Source organism: Paenibacillus sp. MMO-58 (genome assembly GCF_037146255.1).
GTDB lineage: Bacteria > Bacillota > Bacilli > Paenibacillales > Paenibacillaceae > Pristimantibacillus.
Map to the genome: position 1 here is coordinate 1,161,673 of NZ_JBBCVY010000001.1, position 20,731 is coordinate 1,182,403.

Below are 20,731 nucleotides of genomic sequence, written 5' to 3' on the forward strand. Positions count from 1 at the left end.
ATTCTTTAAGCTCATGCTTACGAGGTAAGAATTACCGCAAAGTAAGCGATAATTCTTTTAAGGAGGATACTACAGTGGCGAAATTTGAATACAAATTTCCTGAGCTTGGCGAAGGCTTGCACGAAGGCGAAATCGTAAAAGTGCACATTAAAGTCGGCGACAAAGTAACGGATGACGATATCATCATGGAAGTACAAAACGATAAGGCAGTTGTAGAAGTGCCTTGTCCGGTTAACGGTACTGTACTCGAAGTACGCATGAAAGACGGCCAGGTTTGCCATGTTGGCGAAGTTGTGGCAATCATTGATGCGGAAGGTGATATTCCAGAGCAAGATACTCCGGCAGCTGAAGCGCCAGCTCCTGCAGCAGCACCGGCTCCTGCAGCAGCACCGGCTGCGCCAGCGGCAGCGCCTGCTGCACCGGCGGAAGCTCCAAAAGCTACTGGCGGTCTGGTTCTGGCTACGCCTAGCGTTCGCAAATTTGCCCGTGAGCAAGGCGTTGATCTTACGACGGTTACCGGCACTGGCAAAAACGGCCGCATTACTCGCGAAGACGTTACAAACGGCGGCGGTGCAGCACCAGCGGCGGCAGCTCCGGCAACGGAAGCGGCGGCTCCTGCAGCAGCAGAAGCACCAGCAGCTAAACCGGCAGCAGCGGCAGTAGACGCTTACCGTCCTGAAGAACGCGTACCGTTCAAAGGCATCCGCAAAGCAATTGCTAACGCGATGGTTAAATCGGTATACACCGCTCCTCACGTAACAATCATGGACGAAGTAGACGTAACGGAACTGGTTGCTCTGCGCGCGAAATACAAGCCATACGCAGAGAAGAAAGGCTCCAAGCTGACTTACCTGCCATTCATCGTGAAGGCACTCGTTGCGGCTTGCCGTCAATTCCCGATCATGAACGCTACGCTTGATGAAGCAAGCCAAGAGATCGTCTACAAAAAGTTCTATAACATCGGTATTGCTACAGATACAGACAACGGCCTGATCGTTCCTGTTATCGAAGATGCTGACCGTAAAAATATATTCATGGTTGCCGACAAAATCCGTGACCTGGCAGCAAAAGGCCGTGAAGGCAAATTGACTGCCGCTGAGCTTAAAGGCAGCACGATTTCCATTTCCAACATCGGTTCCGCTGGCGGTATGTTCTTTACTCCGGTTATCAACTTCCCTGAAGTTGCAATCCTGGGTACTGGCCGTATCTCCGAGAAGCCGGTTGTTCGCAACGGAGAAATCGTGGCAGCTCCTGTAATGGCTCTGTCGCTGAGCTTCGACCACCGTCTGATCGACGGCGCAACGGCTCAAAACTTTATGAACTACATTAAACAACTTCTGGGTCAACCAGAATTATTCATCATGGAGGTGTAACTACAATGGTAGTAGGAGATCCGTCTTTAGATATTGATACTTTAGTCATCGGTGCAGGTCCCGGCGGTTATGTTGCAGCAATCCGTGCTGCACAGCTGGGTCAAAACGTTCTTGTTGTTGAGAAAGAGAATGTGGGCGGCGTTTGCTTGAACGTTGGTTGTATTCCTTCCAAAGCGCTTATCTCGGCATCTCATCAATACGAGTCCATTAGCCATGCATCGGCGTTCGGCATCACTGCCGGCGACGTGAAAGTGGAATGGAATAAAGTGCAAGAGTTCAAAAACGGTATCGTTAAAAAACTGACCGGCGGCGTTGCATCGCTTCTGAAAGCGAACAAAGTGCAATACTTCAACGGTGAAGTTATGTTCATCAACGAGAACGAAGCACGTGTCTTCAACGATCAAGAAGCACCGCGCTACCGTTTCAAAAACTGCATCATCGCTACAGGCTCCCGTCCAATCGAGCTGAAAGCTTTCCCGTTCAGCGGCCGTATCGTGTCGTCGACAGGCGCTTTGTCGCTGCCTGAAATTCCGAAAAGCATCATCGTAATCGGCGGCGGCTACATCGGCATCGAGCTTGGCCAAATGTACTCCAAGTTCGGTACGAAAGTAACAATCATCGAAGGCGGAGACGCAATTCTTCCAGGCTTCGATAAAGATATGGGTTCGATCGTTGCTAAGAAATTGAAAGGCACTAACGTGGATATCGTTACAGGCGCAATGGCTCAAGGCGCTGAGCAAACAGATAAAGACGTTACACTGACTTACAAAGTTGGCGACAAAGAAGAGAAAGTAACTGCAGACTACCTGCTCGTTACGGTTGGACGTCGTCCAAACACTGACGGAGACCTTGGTCTTGAACTGGCTAACGTTAAAGTTGGCGAGCGCGGTCTGGTTGAAGTTGACGCGCAATGCCGTACAAGCAATCCGCATATCTATGCAATCGGCGATATCATCGCTGGTCCTGCTCTTGCGCACAAAGCGATGTACGAAGGCCGTATTGCTGCGGAAGCAATCTCCGGTCTGCCAAGCGTTATCGATTACAAATGCGTACCAGCAGTATGCTTCTCGGATCCGGAATGCGCAGCAGTTGGTCTTTCCGAGAAAGAAGCAAAAGACAAAGGCTACAAAACAAAAGTGGGCAAGTTCCCATTCGCAATCAATGGCCGCGCAATGTCGCTTAACGCGACTGAAGGCTTCGTGAAGCTCGTTTCCGATGCTGACACTGGTCTTGTTCTGGGCGCGCAAATCATCGGTCTGGAAGCTTCCAACATGATTGCCGAGCTCGCTCTGGCAATCGAGATGGGTGCTACTCTCGAAGATATCGCCTTGACTATCCACGCGCATCCAACGCTGGGTGAGATCGTTCTGGACGCTGCTGAAGTAGCGCTGGGACATCCAATCCACACGGTTGCTAAGTAATATCCGTTTTACGTTATTTGAGATTTAGTGAGAGAGGTCCCGCGGCTTGAACAGCATGCGGGCCTCTTTTTGCATATTATAATTGTACATAACATGAGGAGCGAAAGCTTTTGGAAAAGCCGGCTAGTGCATCCAGAACGGTCATGACGCAGATCATTTTTCCGCTGGATACGAATCATCACGATACGATGTTTGGCGGCAAGGTTATGGAGTATATGGACAAGGCGGCGGCCATTGCCGCAATGCGGCATGCCCGGATGCAGGTGGTGACTGCTTCGACGGACAGCCTTGATTTTGTAGCCCCGATTAGAGTAGGTGAAGTTATTGAGGTAGAGGCTTATGTAAGCTGGACGAACAATTCCTCCATGGAAGTGTGCGTGACCGTTCAATCGGAGAACCTGTATACGGCCGAGCGAACCACAACGGTTACGGCATTCTTTACTTTTGTGGCGTTGAACGATAAAGGCAAGCCCGCTATGGTGGCCAAAGTATATCCGGAGACCGAAGAGGAAATCCGTATGTTTGCAACCGCCCCGGAGCGGCATGAACTGCGGATGAAACGAAAACGGGAGCGCCAGCAACCAGCGAAAACGTGAAGACAAACCTATGGGAAAAATGTTAAACTAGTGAGAAAACCTCTATCGAGGCAATTCGAAGATGAACACGACCGCGTTTATAGGTTGGTTTTATCGCCAAATAGTATTTTGCACCTCCCAATAGTTAGGAAATGTATAAATTCTATTGTGGTTAAATCGTTTTCGAAAAACCTTGGACCGGCGCTGCATGCGGGAGAAGGATGTTGTGCCGATCAATGTCAAGGAGTTGATATAAAAGTGACTGTTCAAACAAGTGAGACGGAATATTTGCAATTACTGCGGCATGTGCTTGAGAACGGCGTGAAGAAAGAGGATCGGACGGGCACCGGAACGATCTCGACTTTTGGTTACCAGATGCGGTTTGATCTTGCCAAGGGTTTTCCGATTCTGACGACGAAGAGAGTACCGTTCAAGCTGATTGTCAGCGAATTGCTGTGGTTTATTAAAGGCGACAGCAATATCCGGTATTTGCTGAAGCATAACAATCATATTTGGGATGAATGGGCGTTCAAGAGATGGGTGGAGAGCACCGACTACAATGGCCCGGACATGACGAACTTTGGCCTTCGCTCGCAAACGGATGAGGCTTTTAACGCTTTGTACCAGGAGCAGATGGACAAATTCGCGAATCTGGTGTTAACCGATGACGCTTTTGCCGAGAAGTACGGCGATCTTGGCAACGTCTATGGCAAGCAATGGCGTGAATGGCGTACGACGCAAGGGGAGACGATTGATCAGCTCAAGGGGATTATCGAGACGATCAAGAAAAACCCGGATTCCCGCCGGTTAATCGTATCGGCCTGGAACCCCGAGGACGTACCGTCGATGGCGCTTCCTCCTTGCCACACGATGTTCCAGTTCTATGTGATCAACGGTAAGCTGAGCTGTCAGCTGTATCAGCGGAGCGGCGATATTTTCCTCGGTATCCCGTTTAATATCGCAAGCTATGCTCTGCTTACGCATCTGATTGCGCAAGAGTGCGGGCTTGAGGTTGGCGAGTTTATTCATACGCTTGGCGATGCGCACATCTATTTGAACCACCTGGAACAAATCGATATTCAGCTGCAGCGGGACATGCGGGAGCTGCCGGTGCTTGCGATAAATCCGGATGTGAGCTCGATATTCGACGCGGATGTTGAAGATATCAAGCTTGAGAACTATCAGCCGCATCCTACTATTAAGGCTCCGGTAGCCGTATAAGAAAGCAGGAAAAAACGATGTCGATTACGATGATCGCAGCAATGGACCGTGGACGCACGATCGGGATCGGGAACAGGCTGCCATGGCGGCTTCCGGCCGAGATGGCCTACTTTACGCGCCATACGACGGGGAAAACGGTTGTTATGGGTCGCAAGACGTTCGAATCGCTGCCCAAGCCGCTGAAGGACCGGACAAATGTCGTTATAACCAGACAACAGGATTACGCCAAAGAAAGCTGTGAGGTTGTTCATTCCGTGCAGGAGGCGATTGACCGGTACGGAGACGGGGAATTAATGGTAATCGGCGGAGCGAATATTTATGCACAGTTTCTTCCATTCGCGGACAAAATCCTGCTCACGGAAGTAGATACCGATATTGAAGGCGGCGACGCTTTTTTCCCTGCGTTTACCGAAGACGAGTGGGAACGCGTGGATGCGGAGAAGGTGGATAGCGACGAGCGTAATGCGTTCTCTTTCACTTTCCAAACATTTGCCCGCCGAAAAGCATAATATAAAGAAAAATGCACAAATGACGAACGTTGTGTTAATAAGTGCAAATGATTGTGCGGATAATCCATTAACGACAGAAAATAAGAATGATAGGCTTTTTTATACGATAATCGCGTAGGCAATGAAGTTTTTTGTTGAAATATTTAAAGATTCCCGATATAGTTTTAAGAGAATAATTATACAGGCTTTTCGGGAATATTGGATGGAGGAAATTCGCACATGTCTACACCTACAGGATTTATGCAGTATCAACGTGAATTGCCGGCTGATCGGGATCCTATCGAACGGATCAAGGATTGGAATGAATTTCATAAGCATTTGTCGGATGAACAGCTGCGTACGCAAGGCGCTCGCTGTATGGATTGCGGAACTCCATATTGCCATACAGGCATGGAACTTGCAGGTTCGGCATCCGGCTGCCCGGTAAACAACTTGATTCCGGAATGGAATAACCTGATTTACCGTGGATTGTGGCGTGAAGCCCTTGACCGCCTGCACAAAACAAACAACTTCCCTGAATTTACCGGCCGCGTATGTCCGGCTCCTTGCGAGGGCTCTTGTACGGTTGGTTTGATCGGCGAACCGGTAACGATTAAGACCATTGAACATGCTATTATCGAGCGCGGCTTTGAAGAGGGATGGGTTGTTGCACAACCTCCTAAAGTACGCACCGGTAAAAAAGTAGCCGTTGTAGGCTCCGGCCCGGCTGGTCTTGCGGCAGCTGCCCAACTGAATAAAGCAGGTCATAAAGTTACGGTTTACGAACGCGCTGACCGTCTTGGCGGACTTCTCACTTACGGCATTCCTACAATGAAGCTTGAGAAGCATGTTGTAGACCGCCGCATCAACCTGATGAGAGAAGAAGGCATTGAGTTCGTAACGAATACAGAAATCGGCAAAGATATTTCGAGAGACGAGCTTTTGAAAGAATTCGACGCGGTTATTATGTGCGGCGGAGCAACAAAAGCACGCGATGTTGAAATGGAAGGCCGCGAGCTGAACGGCATCCACTTGGCGATGGATTATCTGAACGGAACAATCAAGAGCTACCTGGATTCGAACCTGGAAGACGGCAACTACATCTCCGCAAAAGATAAAGACGTTATCGTTATCGGCGGCGGCGATACAGGTACGGACTGCGTGGCAACGGCATTGCGTCATGGCTGCAAATCGGTTACGCAATTCGGTACGGTAGCGAAAGCTCCGCTGGAACGCGATATCGTAAACAACCCTTGGCCGCAATTCCCGAACGTGTACACGCTTGATTACGCTCAAGAGGAAGCAAAAGCGCTCTACGGCGAAGATCCTCGCGCATTCTCCGTACTGACGAAGAAATTCGTTGGCGACGGCAACGGCAACCTGAAAGAGCTGCACACGGTACAAATCGAGCGTACGGTTGACGAAGAAACTGGCCGTAGAATTTATAAAGACATCCCGGGCACAGAGAAAGTATGGCCGGCTGATCTGGTCTTTATCGCAGTAGGCTTTGAAGGACCGGAGAAAACGCTGATCGATTCGTTCGGCCTTGAGCAAGACCGCCGTTCGAATGTGAAAGCAACTTATGGCAAATACAAAACCAACGTTGATAAAGTATTCGCAGCAGGCGATATGCGCCGCGGACAAAGCCTTGTCGTATGGGCGATCAACGAAGGCCGCGAGGCAGCTCGCGAAGTGGATAAATATTTGATGGGATCGTCGATGCTGCCTTAAGGTTTGAGGAGCCCGAGATAACAATCGATAACAGGAAGCGCCTCCGGGCGCTTTTCTTGTCGAATGGGGATTAATGCCTATTTACCTAGGAAGTAAGCATTTCTTACCAAACATTAGCTTTGAAATAAATCTTCCATACAATGTCAGGGTGAAGCTGTTTGTAGGACTGTTTAGGAGGCAGCGGAATGATTAAATACGGATTGGACAAAGTGACAGAGCTGCGGTTCAAGTCGATTACGGCATCCATGGAGCGCAGAGACAATCAGTGGGTGGATATCGTGCTGAGGTTTGACGTGACGGAGGAGACACCCGTGCCGGATGACCTTATTGATTTCGGCGGTCTCGTAATTTGCACATTAAGCGGCGTGATTGCGCAAATCGTGCCGCAGGACGAAGATATAGACTGCGAATATCAGTTTACGGCGTTCGAGAAAGAGCAGATTAAAGCCTTTATTGAAAGCGAAGAAATTCAGCAGCGCATTGCAAATCTGTCCTCCCCAATATAAAGAAAATTGTGGTAAAATCGGTTAGAGATGACGTAAAGGGGAGAGTTCGTCATGCCGGCCGAAGAAGCTTTTGTATTAACCCCGATTGATGTACGCAAAATCAGACAGTATGTTCAACATAAGTACGATGCGATGCCGCAGGATAAGAAGGCTGAGATTGTAGCCGATGCGGTAAGCCGCATCATTCAAAAGCAGCTTCCGCCTTTTGAGGACAAGCTGAAGCGGGAAGTGACGGCAAGACTCATTCGGACAACCGTGCTTGAGAGGCAAATGCCGGTCCGCTCGGACGATATTTTCGAAGCGTGCCTTTCCCTGGACCTCGCTGATTTCAATGTCGTTACGCCGCTTCATAAATGGGTGGAGGAGCAAAGCGGTACGCAGCTGGAGTGGGATTTATTCCGAATCCAGCTGGACAAGCTGGCGAAGAACGAGTCCGGGACATCCGCCTCATGGGAGCAGTTAAAGGAATGGCTGGGATCCGAGTACCGGTTGGAAGGGAAGAAAGACGCAGCTACCGAGCTGGCCGAGGTTATTCCGTTTCATCAACTTAATCCGGCTTTGAAGCCTTATCGGCGAAAACAGACGTTGGTTTATTCGTTTTATCCATCATGCTGGTGAGCGCTTCGCTCCTGTACGGCTGGTCGCTGCTCAGGCCATCTCCTAACAAGCTGCAGCCGCCGGTTACGCTGCAGTCCTTCGAGAAAGTGATGCCGGCAGTAGCGGGCAACGAGCTTCCGGATGAGCTGCGGTATACCGATGTGGATAAGGAAAGTCTAGTTGATTATTTAAACAGCAAAGATTCCCTTCTGGCTGAACAGCCTTATTTGGATGCCATCATCGACGCAGCAAAAACATTTGATATACATCCCCTCTTTTTATTCGCGATAACCGGTCAGGAGCAAGCTTTTGTACCGAGATCGAATAAACAGGCGATGAAGATCGCCAACAATCCGTTCAATGTTTTTTATAGCTGGAAAGAATACAATACGACCATCCACGATTCGGCGAGAATTGCCTCCCAGACTGTATTGAAGTGGAGCAAAAACCGGCCGGAGGGCAAGGACCCGATCGCCTGGATCAACCGCAAATACGCGGAGGATCAGAGTTGGGCAAGTGGCGTGAGTAAAATTTTTGCATCGATGAAAAGCAAAGTAGAACGAACAAGCTAGATATGAGAGGCGATTAATTGAAGACATTAATTATTGCGGAAAAGCCCGACATGGGGCGGACGATCGCTGCGGTTGTAGAGCCAAAGGCGGCGAATAAGCGGACGTACCTGGAAGGCGACCGTTTTATCATTACTTGGGCGATTGGTCATCTGGTCACGCTGGCAGAGCCAGACCAGTATGACGCGCGCTATAAAAGATGGAACGATCAGGATTTGCCGATTATTCCGGATAAGTTCAAGCTGTGGCCAAATGCCCGGACGAAGGATCAGCTCAAGACGATCGGCGAGCTTGCGAAGCGCTGCGGCCGTCTCGTGAATGCTTGTGACGCCGGGCGCGAGGGACAGCTTATTTTTCATCTGATCCGGCAATATTTGAAGCTCCCCCAGCCTACGGACCGTCTGTGGATCTCGGATTTGACGCCTGAGACGATCCGAAAGGGCTTTGACTCCCTTCGAAGCGACGAGGACTATGCCCCGCTTACAAGGGCAGCCAGGGCGCGCAGCGAGGCGGACTGGCTGATCGGGATGAATGCTTCCCGCGCATTTACGATCCGCCATAAGGCTTTGCTCTCGGTTGGCAGGGTGCAGACGCCGGTCTTAGCGCTGCTGTATGACCGACATAAAGAGATCACGGCTTTCAAATCGGATATGTATTATGTCGTAAAGGCTTTATTCGACCAGAACGGATTTCAATATTCAGGGATATGGCAGGGGGATCGGATTACGGATAAAGCGAAGGCTGAAGCGCTGGCCGCCAAGACCCAAGGAAAGCTTGGCATCATTAAGGATTATCAGACGGCGGAGAGCAAGGAATATCCGTTCCGTCTGCATGACCTGACGCTTCTGCAGCGGGAAGCGAACGGCCGTTACGGCTATTCGGCGAAGAAGACGCTGGATATTGCGCAGGCTTTGTATGAGAAGCATAAAGCCATTACTTATCCGCGTACGAACTCCAATTATGTGACCGAAGAGAATCTGCCCGTCATGCAAAAGGTGCTGACGATGCTGCAAGGGTCCGATTCTTACCGAGAGCTGGCAAACGGCGCGGACCGTGGCCGGGTGCATAAGGGAAATAAGGCGGTATGCAATCCGTCGAAGGTCGAGGATCACCATGCCATTATGCCAACGCCTAAGCGGCCTTCCGGTTTAAGCCCGGAGGAACAAAATATTTACGATATGATCGTACGACGGTTCCTGTCGCAGTATTATCCGCCCGCGGTGTACAAGAACCATACGGTTCTGACCGAGGTGGAAAGCGAGATTTTCCGGACAAAGGCGAAGGAGCTGCTCGAGCTTGGCTGGAAGGTTGTTCTGCAGGATCAGGGACAAGCGGCCAAGAAGACCAGTAAGAAGAAAGCCAGCGATAAGGATGAGGCTGAGAGCGATGAGGAAGAGCTGCTCACCGATAAACCGTTTGCGATTGAGCCTCAGCAAGGCGTCAAATGCGTAAAATCCGAATCGCTCGAGAAAACGACCCAACCGCCAAAGCCTTATACCGAAGGCACTTTGCTGAAAGCGATGGAAAGCGCCGGCAAATCGATGGAGGATGACGAGCTGCGCGAAGCGATGAAGGATACGGGACTTGGCACGCCGGCCACCCGAGCCGCGACAATCGAACGGCTGAAGCAGGTTGGTTATGTGGATCTAACCGGCAAGAAGCTGGAAATTTCCTCTAAAGGTTGTGCGGCTATCGAGTTGATTCGCGGGGCTGGCGTAGATTTGCTGGCATCGCCGGAAATGACCGGACGTTGGGAACAGCGCTTGCACCAGATATCGCGCGGTGAAGCATCCGATGACCAGTTTATATTGAAGGTGAAGCAATTTGCCGCGATGATCGTCGATAAGGTGCGCCAGCAGAGACCTGCGGCGCCAGGAACGTTCGAGGAACGGGAGAACGGCGGCAAGCGAGGTGCAGCTGCTTCCGGTTCGAAGCGGGGTAGCCGTACTTCGAAGACTTCTGGCGGAAGCCGGACATCTTCATCCAGGTCTGCATCCTCGGCTTCGGCAATCGCAACTGCCGCACCTAAGGCATCATCCCGGCCATCTGCAAGCCCTTCCGCCCGTGAGCCGATCGCATCTTGCCCAAGATCGGGTTGCAGCGGGCATATAATTGAAGGGAAACGCGGCTTCGGCTGCAGCGCCTTCCGGGATGGCTGTACGTTTGTGATCTGGAAGGAGCAGCAGGGTAAGACGATCTCGATTCCGATGGTGCGTTCCCTGCTGGAAAAAGGAGCAACAAGCCAGCTTACCTTCAAGCGCCAGGATGGCAGCAGCACGAAGGCCAAGCTGGTGTTGACGGACCGGGATAAAGGCACGGTATCCGTTCAAGGCGTGTAATCTATTGAATAATCGATCAACAGAAAAAGGAGTAAAGCGGAAAGTGTCGCTTTACTCCTTTTGTTTATGCCATTAAGTTTAAGGCTGCTTGCGACTCACATACTCATGAATCGCCGGAGGAACTTCGAGCAGGTTATTCAGGGTGAAGAAAGCGCCTTTGGGCTGTACCTCGATATTAATGACATTGTACTGCCATTCGGATTCCGCTCTCATATGGATGGCGTGAATGCCTGCCGTCAGAGCGGGTACCACATCGGTCCGGATCGAGTTGCCGATCATCCAGGTCAAGTGGCGGTCATGACCGCCTTCAGCCAAGATCTGCTCAAGCGCTTCGCTGTTCTTATGCCGGCGAATGTATACTCTCGTGTCGAAATAACGCTCCAGCTTCATTTGCTCGATTTTGCGGCGCTGAATCGTAATTTCGCCTCCGGTATAGAGATGAAGGGTATGACCTTCTCCAGCCAGCTTATCGAGCGTTGCTTCCATATTAGGATACGGCTCGGTCTCATGCTCATACACGCTTAAGCCAAGCTTCCACAGAAGATCCTGCTCCGTCTTGGACTTTTTGCGGCCCGTCAGGTCGCAATAATAATGATATGTATCAATAAAAGACTGCGGGAAATGCTCGCTCTTGAATCCGAGCACCGCTACGCCCGCAATATCGATCTCCGTCTGTTTATTGCGCACGGCATCAGCGCTTACCCCTTCATAACCCGCAAACCACGTTGTCATCGCGTCCACAAACTGTTCGATCACAAAGTAGAAATATTTGTTGCAGTGAATGAGGGTGTCGTCTAGGTCAAAGAAAAGGTTTTGCTTCATCTAAAGCACGGCTCCTTTGGTGAAGTTCGTCGTATGAACAATCTACCTTATTCGAAGCCCTACGTCAACGAAGCCCCAAGCGATGTTTAATTCGGGCGATTTATGCTAATCATTCTCATAAAGAGCAGGGAGGTGATGAGCATGCCATTCAATAAAGCCGACAAAACGCAAAACCGTCAAAACCAATCGAGTTTTAAATCGGAAGCAATTGGCCTTAAACTGAACAAACTCGCAAACCGTCCTCCAAGCATGAATGGAATTAATAAACAGCTGCCGTAAGGCAGCGCAGGCGGAATCCAGGAGCGATATTGTTCCAGTGCCCTGTATTCCGCCTGTCTCAAAAAGTTTAGTGTCATTAAGCATATTTCTGCTGCGCAGCGATCAATTTATTCTTAATAAAGGCGATACGCCTCCGTACATAGAAGTCCATGCTGTCACCCTTCAAATCATTTGGCGAAATCACCTCCTCTGCATGATTATCAATAATCGTTAATGTTCCGTCCGTGTAAAACTTAAACGTAAGGTCCCGGCGCGGCCATCCTTTCTCTAAATAACGAAAGTTCTCGCAGCTTTTATTCATGGTGATTCAGCCTCCTTTAAAATGATTGTGGGAACAATTTAGGGAACGTTTGTTCTGTTTTTATTATAGCAAACATTTGTTCGCGTGGAAACTGTTTTTTGTTTCTCGTAAACTAGATTCATAGAATGGCGAAGCGTTTACAAAAAAGGGGCATGGACTTATGTTGAGAATATCGAATCTTAGAGTACAAATTCCCGGTGGACCAACGATCTTGAAAAATATCAGCTTTGAAGTCCAGCCTGGCCAATTTATCGCGATAAAGGGGGCCAGCGGCAGCGGCAAGTCGATGCTGCTCAAAAGCTTGGCGCTGCAGAACAAGTGGAGCGGCGGCAGCTATTTCTTTGAAGGTGAAGACATTTTCAAGCAAGGGCTGGCGGGCAGGCTGAAAATCAAGCGTGCGGTAGCTTATCTGGAGGAGAAGCCTGTTCTGTACCAGAACAAGACAGGGCTTAAAAACGTGAGCATCGGTGCGGTTGCACAGACGCCTGCTTGGCGGAGATGGACGGGCATGCTGCGAAACGACGATTACATGGGCGCAATGGATACGATTGAAAAGCTGGGACTGCTGGATAAAGCCCATCAAAAGGCAAGCACCATGAGCGGCGGCGAGCGCCAGCGTATTGCGATGGCCCGGGCATTGGTGCACGGAGCAAAGGTGATTGCCGCAGACGAGCCGGTAGCGGGACTTGATCCGCATACGGCGGACCGCGTGTTATCCGATTTGAAGCGACTGACTACGGAACAGGGCGTTACGGTCATTGCCGTGCTTGATCAAGGAGATTGGGCGGAACGGTTTGCGGACCGGATCATCGGTCTGAATAACGGAGAGCTGGTGCTCGACGTAAAAGGCAGAAGATTGACCGAGCGGGAGAAAATGATGCTGTGATCGAGCTTCGTTTAATCAAAGAAAATGAACTGGAAGAGGCGCTTCGGCTGGAGCAGCAATGCTACGTTCCGGAAGCGGCTGCATCCAGAGAAGGTTTCCGGTACCGGCTTGAGCATTACCCGGGTTATTTCTGGTCGGCCTGGTCAGGAGGCAGGCTGCTTGGCATTACGAACGGAATCCGGACTTCGGCCTGGTCATGCGGGGACGAGATGAAGGGTGAGCAGCAGGATGAGGAGGAAGGCGATAACTTCTGCATCCTGACCGTTGCCGTAGCGGAGGAGGCAAGACGACAGGGAGTTGGAGCCATGCTGCTCGAGCGCCTTGTCATAACCTGCGACAGGGCTGGACACCATGCGATTATCCTGATGTGCGAACGGCATCTGATCTCCTTTTACGAGAGAGCAGGGTTTGCATATGTTGGAGAAGCAGCATCGTCTCACGGCGGTATTGAATGGCATGAAATGAGACGTACCCCGCATATAATGGAGCATCTGACCAAATAGGTAGGTGTCTTCGAATATGGCTTTTCAGTCTCCAGTCATTGTCCAATCTGCAAGAGCGGCATTTCCGAAAGCGGAGCTTTGGATCCCTCATGTAAGCGGAGGATCAAACGAGAATGCAATCAAGCGAATCAATGAATCCATCCGGAAAGCGGCACAGCAGCTGGTAGACGAGCAGGGCTCGCTTGATGATCCGAGGGCTGAAATGAGCGGGTATTACGAGGTGAAGACGAATGAGAGGGATATTCTCAGCCTGTCGTTATTCAACTATGCCTATTCGGGGGGGAGCCACGGCCTTACGCTGCAGGTCTCGCTGACCTTTCGCGTGTCGACCGGACACGCCTACAGCCTTCCTCAGCTATTCAAGCCTGGCAGTGCATATGTTCAACGCATATCGGAAATGGTCAGCGAACAGATTAAGGAACGAGACATAAGCACGCTCGAGCCATTCGGAACGATCCGTCCGGATCAAGACTACTATATCGCAGACCGGTCGATTGTCATTTATTTTGCTTTATACGAGTTAACGCCTTATGCTTACGGGTTTCCGTATTTTCCGATCTCGGCCTATGATCTTCAGGATATCGTGAACGAGAATGGGCCACTAGGCGCTATGGTGCCGAATAATTAGGAGAGCACTGGACATGCCGGGCGGTAAAGACCAAAGGAGCTGATCCGTGGATGGACAGGAAAAAATGGCTCGGAGCGATTGCTCATCTGATGCTCGGAATTGTATTTCCTTATGTGCTGATCGGCGGGATCGTACTTGTCTACGGATTTATGGCACCATCAACAGGCTCCCAGAAGGCTTACGGGATTGTCATCGTTCTGGTCTATGCCTTGCTTATACTCGGGGTTAATCTATGGATTTTAAGGCGGCTGGATTTTCGGTCAAAATGGCGCGGGCTCGTTATTCATACGCTATGCTGGGCAACTGGGGCGATTGCATCGTTTGCGATGCTTCGGTACACGGAGTCATAAACTTTCATAAGCTGGCTGACAGCCGGCATTTTCAAAAGGCTGCCCTTCGCGGGCAGCCTTTTGGCGCTCTGACATGACCAAACGCCCTTCCTCATACATTATCGTAGGGAGGGGTTCAATGATGCTGGCGGTATGGATCGGGTTGCTTCTGTTTGGGGTTGTTTGCGGCTGCGCTTTAATGCTGACTGCGAAGGCGCAGCGCAGTGTCAGGGCTTCGAGGCATATGAGTATGACGGCTTATGGCACGTACGCCCAAGCGCGTCAAGATAAGCATGACCTGAATCTGTTCGGGCTTGCCCAGCAGCTTCGGAGGCGTCTTGGAGCGGCTGCATCATTTGGGCTGTCGTTTCAATCTCTTGGCCTGGTCGGGGCTGCTTTTCTGCTTGCGGGACCGGCTTTGCAGAAGGGGGGACCCTCCGTTGTCAGTATCGGACTGCCGGTACTCGCATTGTTCGGCATTCTGGTCAGCGCTTCGCTTGCGGAGTTATCCTCGGCCGTGCCAACGGCGGGCGGCGTCTATCACTGGGCTTCCGCGCTTGGTACCCGAAGATGGGGCTGGTACGCAGCCTGGTTTCAACTCGCCGGCCATCTCGCCATGATGGCGCTCATGAATGGCGCCTGCGCTTTTATTCTCGATAAACTATTAGCCGTATGGCTGGACTATAACTCGTCATGGTGGACGACGGGAATCGTGCTGTGTTTCGTTACCGCCGTTCAAGCTGCGGTTAATCATTGGGGAACGGGACGGACGGGAGCTTTGCAGGAAGCTGGAATCATGCTTCACGCGGTTGTTCTGGCCGCGATAATCGGCGGAATCTTTATTGCGTTCGGGCGAAGCTTATACTCGCCAGAGCTTTTATATACGTTCCAAAACGCAAGTCTGGATGGGCATGTTACGCCATGGGCGTTTATTGTTGGAGTGCTTTTGCTGCAGAAGCTGTTTCTTGGGATGGATGGAGCCGCGCAAGGATCGGAGGAAACAAGCGATCCGCGGATCCGCGTGCCTTGGGCTATCTATTTGTCATCGGTTTATACGATGATCGCGGGTTTCGTCCTGTTGATGTGTCTGACTCTTGTTCTGCCGGCTATCGTCGGAACAGCCTTGTTCAGCAGCGGAAACAGCCTGTTTGCCGCAGCGGCGCTTGACGGCTGGCAGGGGAATTCGCTCGTTTTGCTCGTCATTGCCGCAGCCATTTGGGGAAGCGGGAATAGCGAGATGCTGGTCTGCTCGCGCGCAATCTTTTGTCTGGCTAGGGATCATGCGCTTCCTTTCAACAGATTATTGTCCCATGTATCGCGCGGGCGGCAATCACCGCTTCCGGCGATCGGTACGGCTGCCCTTCTGTCGGTTATTTTTTTTGGCGCGGGCAGGCTGGCGGATGGGGGAGAGGCTGGGATTCCAAGCTTGCTTGGCTTCGCGGTGTTATGCCTGCAGCTGGCGTATATGATTCCGATCTGGATTAAGATCAGGCTGCATGGGAGACACCGGCTGCTGGACGATGCGCCATGGCATCTTGGATCCTACGGTTTAATCGTAGACCGTGCCGCATTCGTCTGGCTGTTATTGTCCGGAGCGTTGTCTGTCTTTGCGCTTGGTTTATGGGGAGCGGTTGGAACGGGAGTATGGTTGATCTTCGTGACGGTTATGGACCGGAGATACCGCAAGCAGCATCTTGCAAAGCTTCAGAGTCGCTTGAAACGGCCCAAAGGGGAAATCATTCGAATTGAGCGAAAATTCCATCTTCATTAAAAATGGGCAATTGGAGTCCGGGAAATGAGGAAATAACAACCGCTTTTATTTCCCGGGGAAGCGCATAATCTTACACAAAGAAAACGTTTTCGACACCGCGGGCTCGAATGTTACAAACGGTGTCGAAGAGTAGTCTTGGAAGACTATTCACAAACGGCTGAAAAGCCCGTATTTATACCTGTTTTCGGCTCGTTAACGCTATTAATAATAGAGAGCCAAAAGATGTTTTTGCCATCTTCTCCCTTATCGGATTATAATAGTGGAAGGATAGAAATGGACAGGAGGCCATCATAAGCAAATGTCTCGGGAAATAATAAACAGCCGCATTGTCTCTTTGAATGTAGGAACGCCGGTAGCGGCGATGCATGGAAGCAAGCCCATTCAAACAGGTATTTACAAGACAGCCTCGAGGAGCAGGCATTATTTAAGCAAGACAGGGTTAACAGGAGATGGTCAGGCGGATCTGGTTAATCATGGCGGTCCGGATAAAGCGGTGTGCGTCTACTTCGAACGTCATTTCCCGCATTGGGAAGAATGGCTGGGCAATAAGTTGAGCTACGGCGCTTTCGGCGAGAACTGGACGGTGTCCGATTGGACGGAGCATGATTTGTGCATCGGAGACGTCGTTCAGGCCGGAGAAGTGATTGTGCAGGTAAGCCAGCCAAGACAGCCGTGCTTTAAGCTTGGCATCCGCCATCAGCGCCCGGAGCTCACCGCGCAGGTGCAGCAAACCGGATATACGGGATTTTATTTCCGAGTGCTGAAGGAAGGCGGAGTTGGGGCAGGCGAGGACTTGAAGGTTCTGGAACGGCATCCGGCAGCCATCACGCTGGCTGAGGCCAATCGTGTTATGTACAAGGGCAAGACAGACTTGGAAGGAATGTCGGCACTGCTTGCGGTTGAGGAATTGTCCGATAGCTGGAAGCAGACCCTATCCGGCCGCATTGAAAGACTGCAGCAAGAAACGCAGGGAGGCCATGCGGATTGAAAGACATCGAGATCGCCGCATTGATTGAGCAGTACCGGTTCGATGGTAGATGGACGGTTGTACCGGGAGACAGCGGGATGAATAACACAACACGGATGATCAAGGCGGGCGATGATCGGTACGTTCTTCGAGTGTATAACAATCATCGGGACAGAAACATTGTAACGCTTGAGCATCAAGTGCTCTTTGCGCTTTACCGGCAGCAGCCGGGCTTCAACGTTCCCATACCCGTGGAGAATCGTTCAGGGGATACGATTACCGTTGCGTCTAGCGGTGCGCTTGCCGCATTATACCGATACATTCCTGGAGAACGGCCAACTATTCAGCATAAAGCGCATATCCGCTCTCTTGGCGAGACGGCCGCCAGGGTCTCAAAGGCGCTTCGCGGCATGACGATTTCGCTTAAACCGATCTATGATCCGTATTACTTGCTTGAAGAAACCTATTCCTCCTTGATCCATCATGATCTTTCTGCCATTATGCAGTCTTCCGAACAATTTATTGCCAAAGCGGGCAAAGCCGCGGCAATCGTAAACCAGGTAAAAGATTTGTCCGGAAGTTTACCGGCCGTAAAAAAGCTGCCCCATCAATGGATTCATGGCGATCTTAACTTTAGCAACACGGTAGCGGACGGCGAATCTATTATTGGCGTGCTGGATTTTGAGTTTTGCACCGTAGATGTCAGGGCGATGGAGCTTGTTGTAGCGCAGATCGATTTCTTCAAAGGCGAAGATTCGGAAATATGGGAACGGCTTCGGTTATTCTGCGAAGGTTACGGAAGTATTGACAAGCTTACGCCTGCTGAAGTGGAGGAACTGCCGCTTCTTATCAAGTTGAGAATGCTTGATGTGTTTCTTCATTTTGCTGGCCGCTATAAAGAAGGTCTGGATGATGCGGCGTTAGTTGCTGGCTTTATCGACCAGACGTACCAGATCTGCGAATGGGTGGACCGGAGCGAAGAGCAGCTGCTGACATTGTTTCGGCATGAGCTTTTGTAAGAGGTAAGATCCAATTCCTTAATGTTGCTAATTAGAGAGAGGATGTGCCCGAGATGAATGTTGCAGCATCGCTTGGATATGGCAGCCAGGAACGATTGTTAATTATAAATGCGGATGATTACGGACTGTGTCAGTCAACCAATAAAGGAATACAGCAGCTGCTTCAGGAACAGGCGGTAAGCTCGGCAACCCTTATGATGCCGTGCAAGTCCTCTCGCGAAGCGGCTCTTTGGAGTGCCAATCATCCGCAATTCGACGTGGGCATCCATTTTACGTTTACAAGCGAATGGGATTCTTACCGTTGGGGGCCGGTTCTCAAAGGCAGCGATACGCAGTCGCTGGTAACCGCCGAAGGGTATTTCCCGAAGGAATGCAGAAGCTTCGAGCTTCAGGCTGAATCTCAGCAGGTGAAGAAGGAAATGATTGCCCAGATCGAATCCGCGCTTCAATTGGGAATGAATCCTACGCATGCCGATAATCACATGGGAAGCTTGTATGGGCTGGAGACGGGCAAGAACTTTCTGAAGGAAGTATTCGAGGTATGCGCGTCTTACGGACTGCCGTTTCGGATGCCCCGCAAGGTGGCGGCGGTAAACGGCCAGATGGTTCCGCCCGAGCTTGAGGAGCAGGCCCGCCAGCTGGGGTTGCTGGCCCATGCTATGGGAGTTGTCGTGCTTGATTATCTGATAGGGCTTCCGTTTCCGCTAAAGGCGGGAGATACCTATGATAACGTAAAATCAGACCTGAAACAGCAGTTGAAGCAGCTGCAGCCGGGCGTAACCGAACTCATATTCCATCCGTCCCTTGTGACCGATGAGCTGCTAGCTTTCCACGGCCAGCCGGAGAAGCGCGGCATGGAATTCCAATTGTTCCGTGACCCGGACGTCCAGCAGACACTGCGGTCGGAAGGAATTCGCCTGATCCGCTGGAGAGATTTGCAGCAGCTTCAAAGCACGGTATACGGAAGGCCGTAATATAGAAGCAGGACAAACCTTACGAATTCGACTTACGTGGGTTTTTGAAATTTTATTGGTTATAACTTGTTCAGCGCTTGCCGCCGTTACGAATTCTAGGCTGCTGGCGGTCATTGCGGCGGCGGTCGTTGTATTAGCGTTATTAAACTATGTTACCCAATGTATTGTTCATCCAAGGAGAATCGTCAAAGACAGAAAGCTTAACGGGGAATTCGAGTACAGCTTCAATTCCGATAATCTTGAATTAACGGTGGCGGATGGGACATCCAAAGCGAATTGGAGTAATTTCGCGAAGGTCTGGGAGAACGTACACTATTATTTTTTATTCCATAATAAGAGGCAGTATTGGATTATCCCGAAAGAATCGTTCCGCAACGCCGAGCAGGAGCAATTATTCCGCCAGATCGTTCAAAGCCATCATCCAATCGCAACGGGAGTCATCCGATAACCGGACAAAGGAGACGCACTTATGTCATTTCAATCGATTAACCAATTAGCGGAGAGACTGAAGTCAAATATCGGCCAGGTTATTGTTGGAAAAGAAAGCGTTACCGAGTTGTTATTTATCGCCTTAATTACTTCGGGTCATGTTCTGCTCGAGGATGTGCCCGGCACGGGGAAAACGCTTCTCGCCAAATCGCTCGCGCAATCTCTGAAGCTTCAGTTCCGCCGGGTACAGTTCACGCCGGACCTGCTTCCTTCCGATCTTAGCGGTATCCAATACTACAATCAGAAAGAGGGCGGCTTCGAGTTTCGTCCGGGGCCGCTCTTTACGAATCTGCTGCTTGCCGACGAGATAAACCGCGCAACTCCGCGGACGCAATCCAGCTTGCTCGAATGCATGGAAGAGCGGCAGATTAGCGTTGACGGAGAGACGAAACGCCTGGACAAGCCGTTTATGGTCATCGCTACGCAAAATCCGGTGGAGCATCAGGGAACGTTCCCGCTGCCGGAAGCTCAGCTTGACCGATTCTTATTCAAGATCCAAATGGGCTATCCAACAATGGAAGAAGCGCTTCAAATCCTTAAACGCTTCAATAATGCCGATCCGTTATCGCAATTGGATGCGGTTGCAGCCGCTTCCGATATTGCGGAAGCCCAGCGTCATTACGCGGAAATACGCATAGAAGACGAAGTGCTGCATTATCTGCTGCAGCTAATCGAACGGACCCGCACGCGTGACGATATTCTTGTAGGCGTAAGCCCACGCGGCAGCCAGGCGCTTCTGAGAGCTTCGCAGGTCCATGCGATTCTGCGCGGCCGGGATTACGTGACGCCGGATGACGTGAAGGCGATGGCGAAGCCGGTTCTGGCGCATCGATTGTCTTTAAGGGGAATGCAGAGGTCTCATAAGCATGCGGAAGACATTATTGAAGATATTATCCGGCAAACCGCGGTGCCTGCGGAAGCTGGAATCGGCTCCCGATAGGGG

General features: G+C 50.9%; 23 protein-coding genes. 21 read left to right on the top strand and 2 right to left on the bottom strand.

Translation table 11 applies throughout. The features are described 5' to 3' along the window. The first annotated feature begins 74 nt into the window (after positions 1 to 74). The 10 genes from WFJ73_RS05345 (at position 75) to WFJ73_RS05390 (ending at position 10,820) form a co-directional block, all read left to right on the top strand. Positions 75 to 1,373 carry a dihydrolipoamide acetyltransferase family protein gene (locus WFJ73_RS05345; RefSeq protein ID WP_336772034.1) on the top strand — a complete coding sequence of 433 codons (1,299 nt, stop codon included), beginning with the start codon at positions 75 to 77 and terminating at the stop codon, positions 1,371 to 1,373. A 5-nt stretch (positions 1,374 to 1,378) separates the two neighbouring features. After that, positions 1,379 to 2,794: a dihydrolipoyl dehydrogenase gene (gene lpdA / locus WFJ73_RS05350; RefSeq protein WP_091189231.1), complete on the top strand. Its 1,416-nt coding sequence runs from the start codon at positions 1,379 to 1,381 to the stop codon at positions 2,792 to 2,794. Between the two features lie 110 nt (positions 2,795 to 2,904). Next, positions 2,905 to 3,390, top strand: a complete 486-nt coding sequence (locus WFJ73_RS05355; protein ID WP_336772035.1) for an acyl-CoA thioesterase — start codon at positions 2,905 to 2,907, stop codon at positions 3,388 to 3,390. Positions 3,391 to 3,627: 237 nt separating this feature from the next. Beyond that, positions 3,628 to 4,590 (top strand): thymidylate synthase, encoded by a 963-nt coding sequence (locus WFJ73_RS05360; RefSeq protein WP_336772036.1) that lies wholly within the window; start codon positions 3,628 to 3,630, stop codon positions 4,588 to 4,590. Between the two features lie 17 nt (positions 4,591 to 4,607). After that, positions 4,608 to 5,099: a dihydrofolate reductase gene (locus WFJ73_RS05365; RefSeq protein WP_336772037.1), complete on the top strand. Its 492-nt coding sequence runs from the start codon at positions 4,608 to 4,610 to the stop codon at positions 5,097 to 5,099. Positions 5,100 to 5,318: 219 nt separating this feature from the next. Further along, positions 5,319 to 6,809, top strand: coding sequence for a glutamate synthase subunit beta (locus WFJ73_RS05370; RefSeq protein ID WP_336772038.1), 1,491 nt, complete (start codon positions 5,319 to 5,321; stop codon positions 6,807 to 6,809). A 185-nt stretch (positions 6,810 to 6,994) separates the two neighbouring features. Further along, a complete protein-coding gene (locus tag WFJ73_RS05375) occupies positions 6,995 to 7,315 on the top strand; it encodes a hypothetical protein (protein ID WP_336772039.1) in 321 nt (106 codons plus the stop codon). Positions 7,316 to 7,366: 51 nt separating this feature from the next. After that, positions 7,367 to 7,933: a hypothetical protein gene (locus WFJ73_RS05380; RefSeq protein WP_336772040.1), complete on the top strand. Its 567-nt coding sequence runs from the start codon at positions 7,367 to 7,369 to the stop codon at positions 7,931 to 7,933. Further along, positions 7,924 to 8,484: a hypothetical protein gene (locus tag WFJ73_RS05385; protein WP_336772041.1), complete on the top strand. Its 561-nt coding sequence runs from the start codon at positions 7,924 to 7,926 to the stop codon at positions 8,482 to 8,484. The genes WFJ73_RS05380 and WFJ73_RS05385 overlap by 10 nt, the downstream gene beginning before the upstream one ends. Before the next feature lie 17 nt (positions 8,485 to 8,501). Next, positions 8,502 to 10,820, top strand: coding sequence for a type IA DNA topoisomerase (locus WFJ73_RS05390; RefSeq protein WP_336772042.1), 2,319 nt, complete (start codon positions 8,502 to 8,504; stop codon positions 10,818 to 10,820). Between the two features lie 78 nt (positions 10,821 to 10,898). Here the strand turns inward: WFJ73_RS05390 and WFJ73_RS05395 are convergent, their stop codons facing one another. Continuing rightward, positions 10,899 to 11,642, bottom strand: a complete 744-nt coding sequence (locus tag WFJ73_RS05395; protein ID WP_336772043.1) for an HAD family hydrolase — start codon at positions 11,640 to 11,642, stop codon at positions 10,899 to 10,901. A gap of 141 nt (positions 11,643 to 11,783) precedes the next feature. Here WFJ73_RS05395 and WFJ73_RS05400 point away from each other — a divergent pair, with 141 nt between their 5' ends. Beyond that, positions 11,784 to 11,921, top strand: coding sequence for a hypothetical protein (locus tag WFJ73_RS05400; RefSeq protein WP_015844260.1), 138 nt, complete (start codon positions 11,784 to 11,786; stop codon positions 11,919 to 11,921). A gap of 76 nt (positions 11,922 to 11,997) precedes the next feature. On the opposite strand, the gene WFJ73_RS05405 is transcribed toward WFJ73_RS05400, so the two are convergent. Continuing rightward, on the bottom strand, positions 11,998 to 12,222 hold the full coding sequence (locus WFJ73_RS05405; protein WP_336772044.1) for a hypothetical protein: 225 nt from the start codon (positions 12,220 to 12,222) through the stop codon (positions 11,998 to 12,000). Positions 12,223 to 12,382: 160 nt separating this feature from the next. Between WFJ73_RS05405 and WFJ73_RS05410 the strand changes: the two genes are divergently transcribed. The 10 genes from WFJ73_RS05410 to WFJ73_RS05455 all read left to right on the top strand — a co-directional run bounded on the left by WFJ73_RS05410 (position 12,383) and on the right by WFJ73_RS05455 (position 20,728). Further along, positions 12,383 to 13,108 (top strand): phosphonate ABC transporter ATP-binding protein, encoded by a 726-nt coding sequence (locus tag WFJ73_RS05410; RefSeq protein WP_336772045.1) that lies wholly within the window; start codon positions 12,383 to 12,385, stop codon positions 13,106 to 13,108. Beyond that, positions 13,105 to 13,611: a GNAT family N-acetyltransferase gene (locus WFJ73_RS05415; protein ID WP_336772046.1), complete on the top strand. Its 507-nt coding sequence runs from the start codon at positions 13,105 to 13,107 to the stop codon at positions 13,609 to 13,611. Before WFJ73_RS05410 ends, WFJ73_RS05415 begins: the two co-directional genes overlap by 4 nt. A 16-nt stretch (positions 13,612 to 13,627) precedes the next feature. After that, positions 13,628 to 14,239 carry a DUF3298 and DUF4163 domain-containing protein gene (locus WFJ73_RS05420; protein WP_127491212.1) on the top strand — a complete coding sequence of 204 codons (612 nt, stop codon included), beginning with the start codon at positions 13,628 to 13,630 and terminating at the stop codon, positions 14,237 to 14,239. A gap of 50 nt (positions 14,240 to 14,289) precedes the next feature. After that, positions 14,290 to 14,589, top strand: coding sequence for a hypothetical protein (locus WFJ73_RS05425; RefSeq protein ID WP_336772047.1), 300 nt, complete (start codon positions 14,290 to 14,292; stop codon positions 14,587 to 14,589). Between the two features lie 118 nt (positions 14,590 to 14,707). Beyond that, entirely contained in the window at positions 14,708 to 16,339 is a 1,632-nt protein-coding gene (locus tag WFJ73_RS05430; protein ID WP_336772048.1) for an amino acid permease, read from the top strand. A gap of 298 nt (positions 16,340 to 16,637) precedes the next feature. Beyond that, positions 16,638 to 17,327: an MOSC domain-containing protein gene (locus tag WFJ73_RS05435; RefSeq protein ID WP_336772049.1), complete on the top strand. Its 690-nt coding sequence runs from the start codon at positions 16,638 to 16,640 to the stop codon at positions 17,325 to 17,327. Further along, on the top strand, positions 17,324 to 18,325 hold the full coding sequence (locus WFJ73_RS05440; RefSeq protein WP_336772050.1) for a phosphotransferase: 1,002 nt from the start codon (positions 17,324 to 17,326) through the stop codon (positions 18,323 to 18,325). Before WFJ73_RS05435 ends, WFJ73_RS05440 begins: the two co-directional genes overlap by 4 nt. 53 nt (positions 18,326 to 18,378) lie before the next feature. Beyond that, the gene (locus WFJ73_RS05445; protein WP_336772051.1) at positions 18,379 to 19,299 is read left to right on the top strand and encodes a polysaccharide deacetylase family protein; all 921 of its coding nucleotides are present in this window, start codon (positions 18,379 to 18,381) and stop codon (positions 19,297 to 19,299) included. A gap of 55 nt (positions 19,300 to 19,354) precedes the next feature. After that, positions 19,355 to 19,747, top strand: coding sequence for a YcxB family protein (locus WFJ73_RS05450; protein ID WP_336772052.1), 393 nt, complete (start codon positions 19,355 to 19,357; stop codon positions 19,745 to 19,747). A gap of 21 nt (positions 19,748 to 19,768) precedes the next feature. Further along, on the top strand, positions 19,769 to 20,728 hold the full coding sequence (locus tag WFJ73_RS05455) for an AAA family ATPase (RefSeq protein ID WP_336772053.1): 960 nt from the start codon (positions 19,769 to 19,771) through the stop codon (positions 20,726 to 20,728). The last annotated feature ends 3 nt before the right edge of the window (positions 20,729 to 20,731 follow it).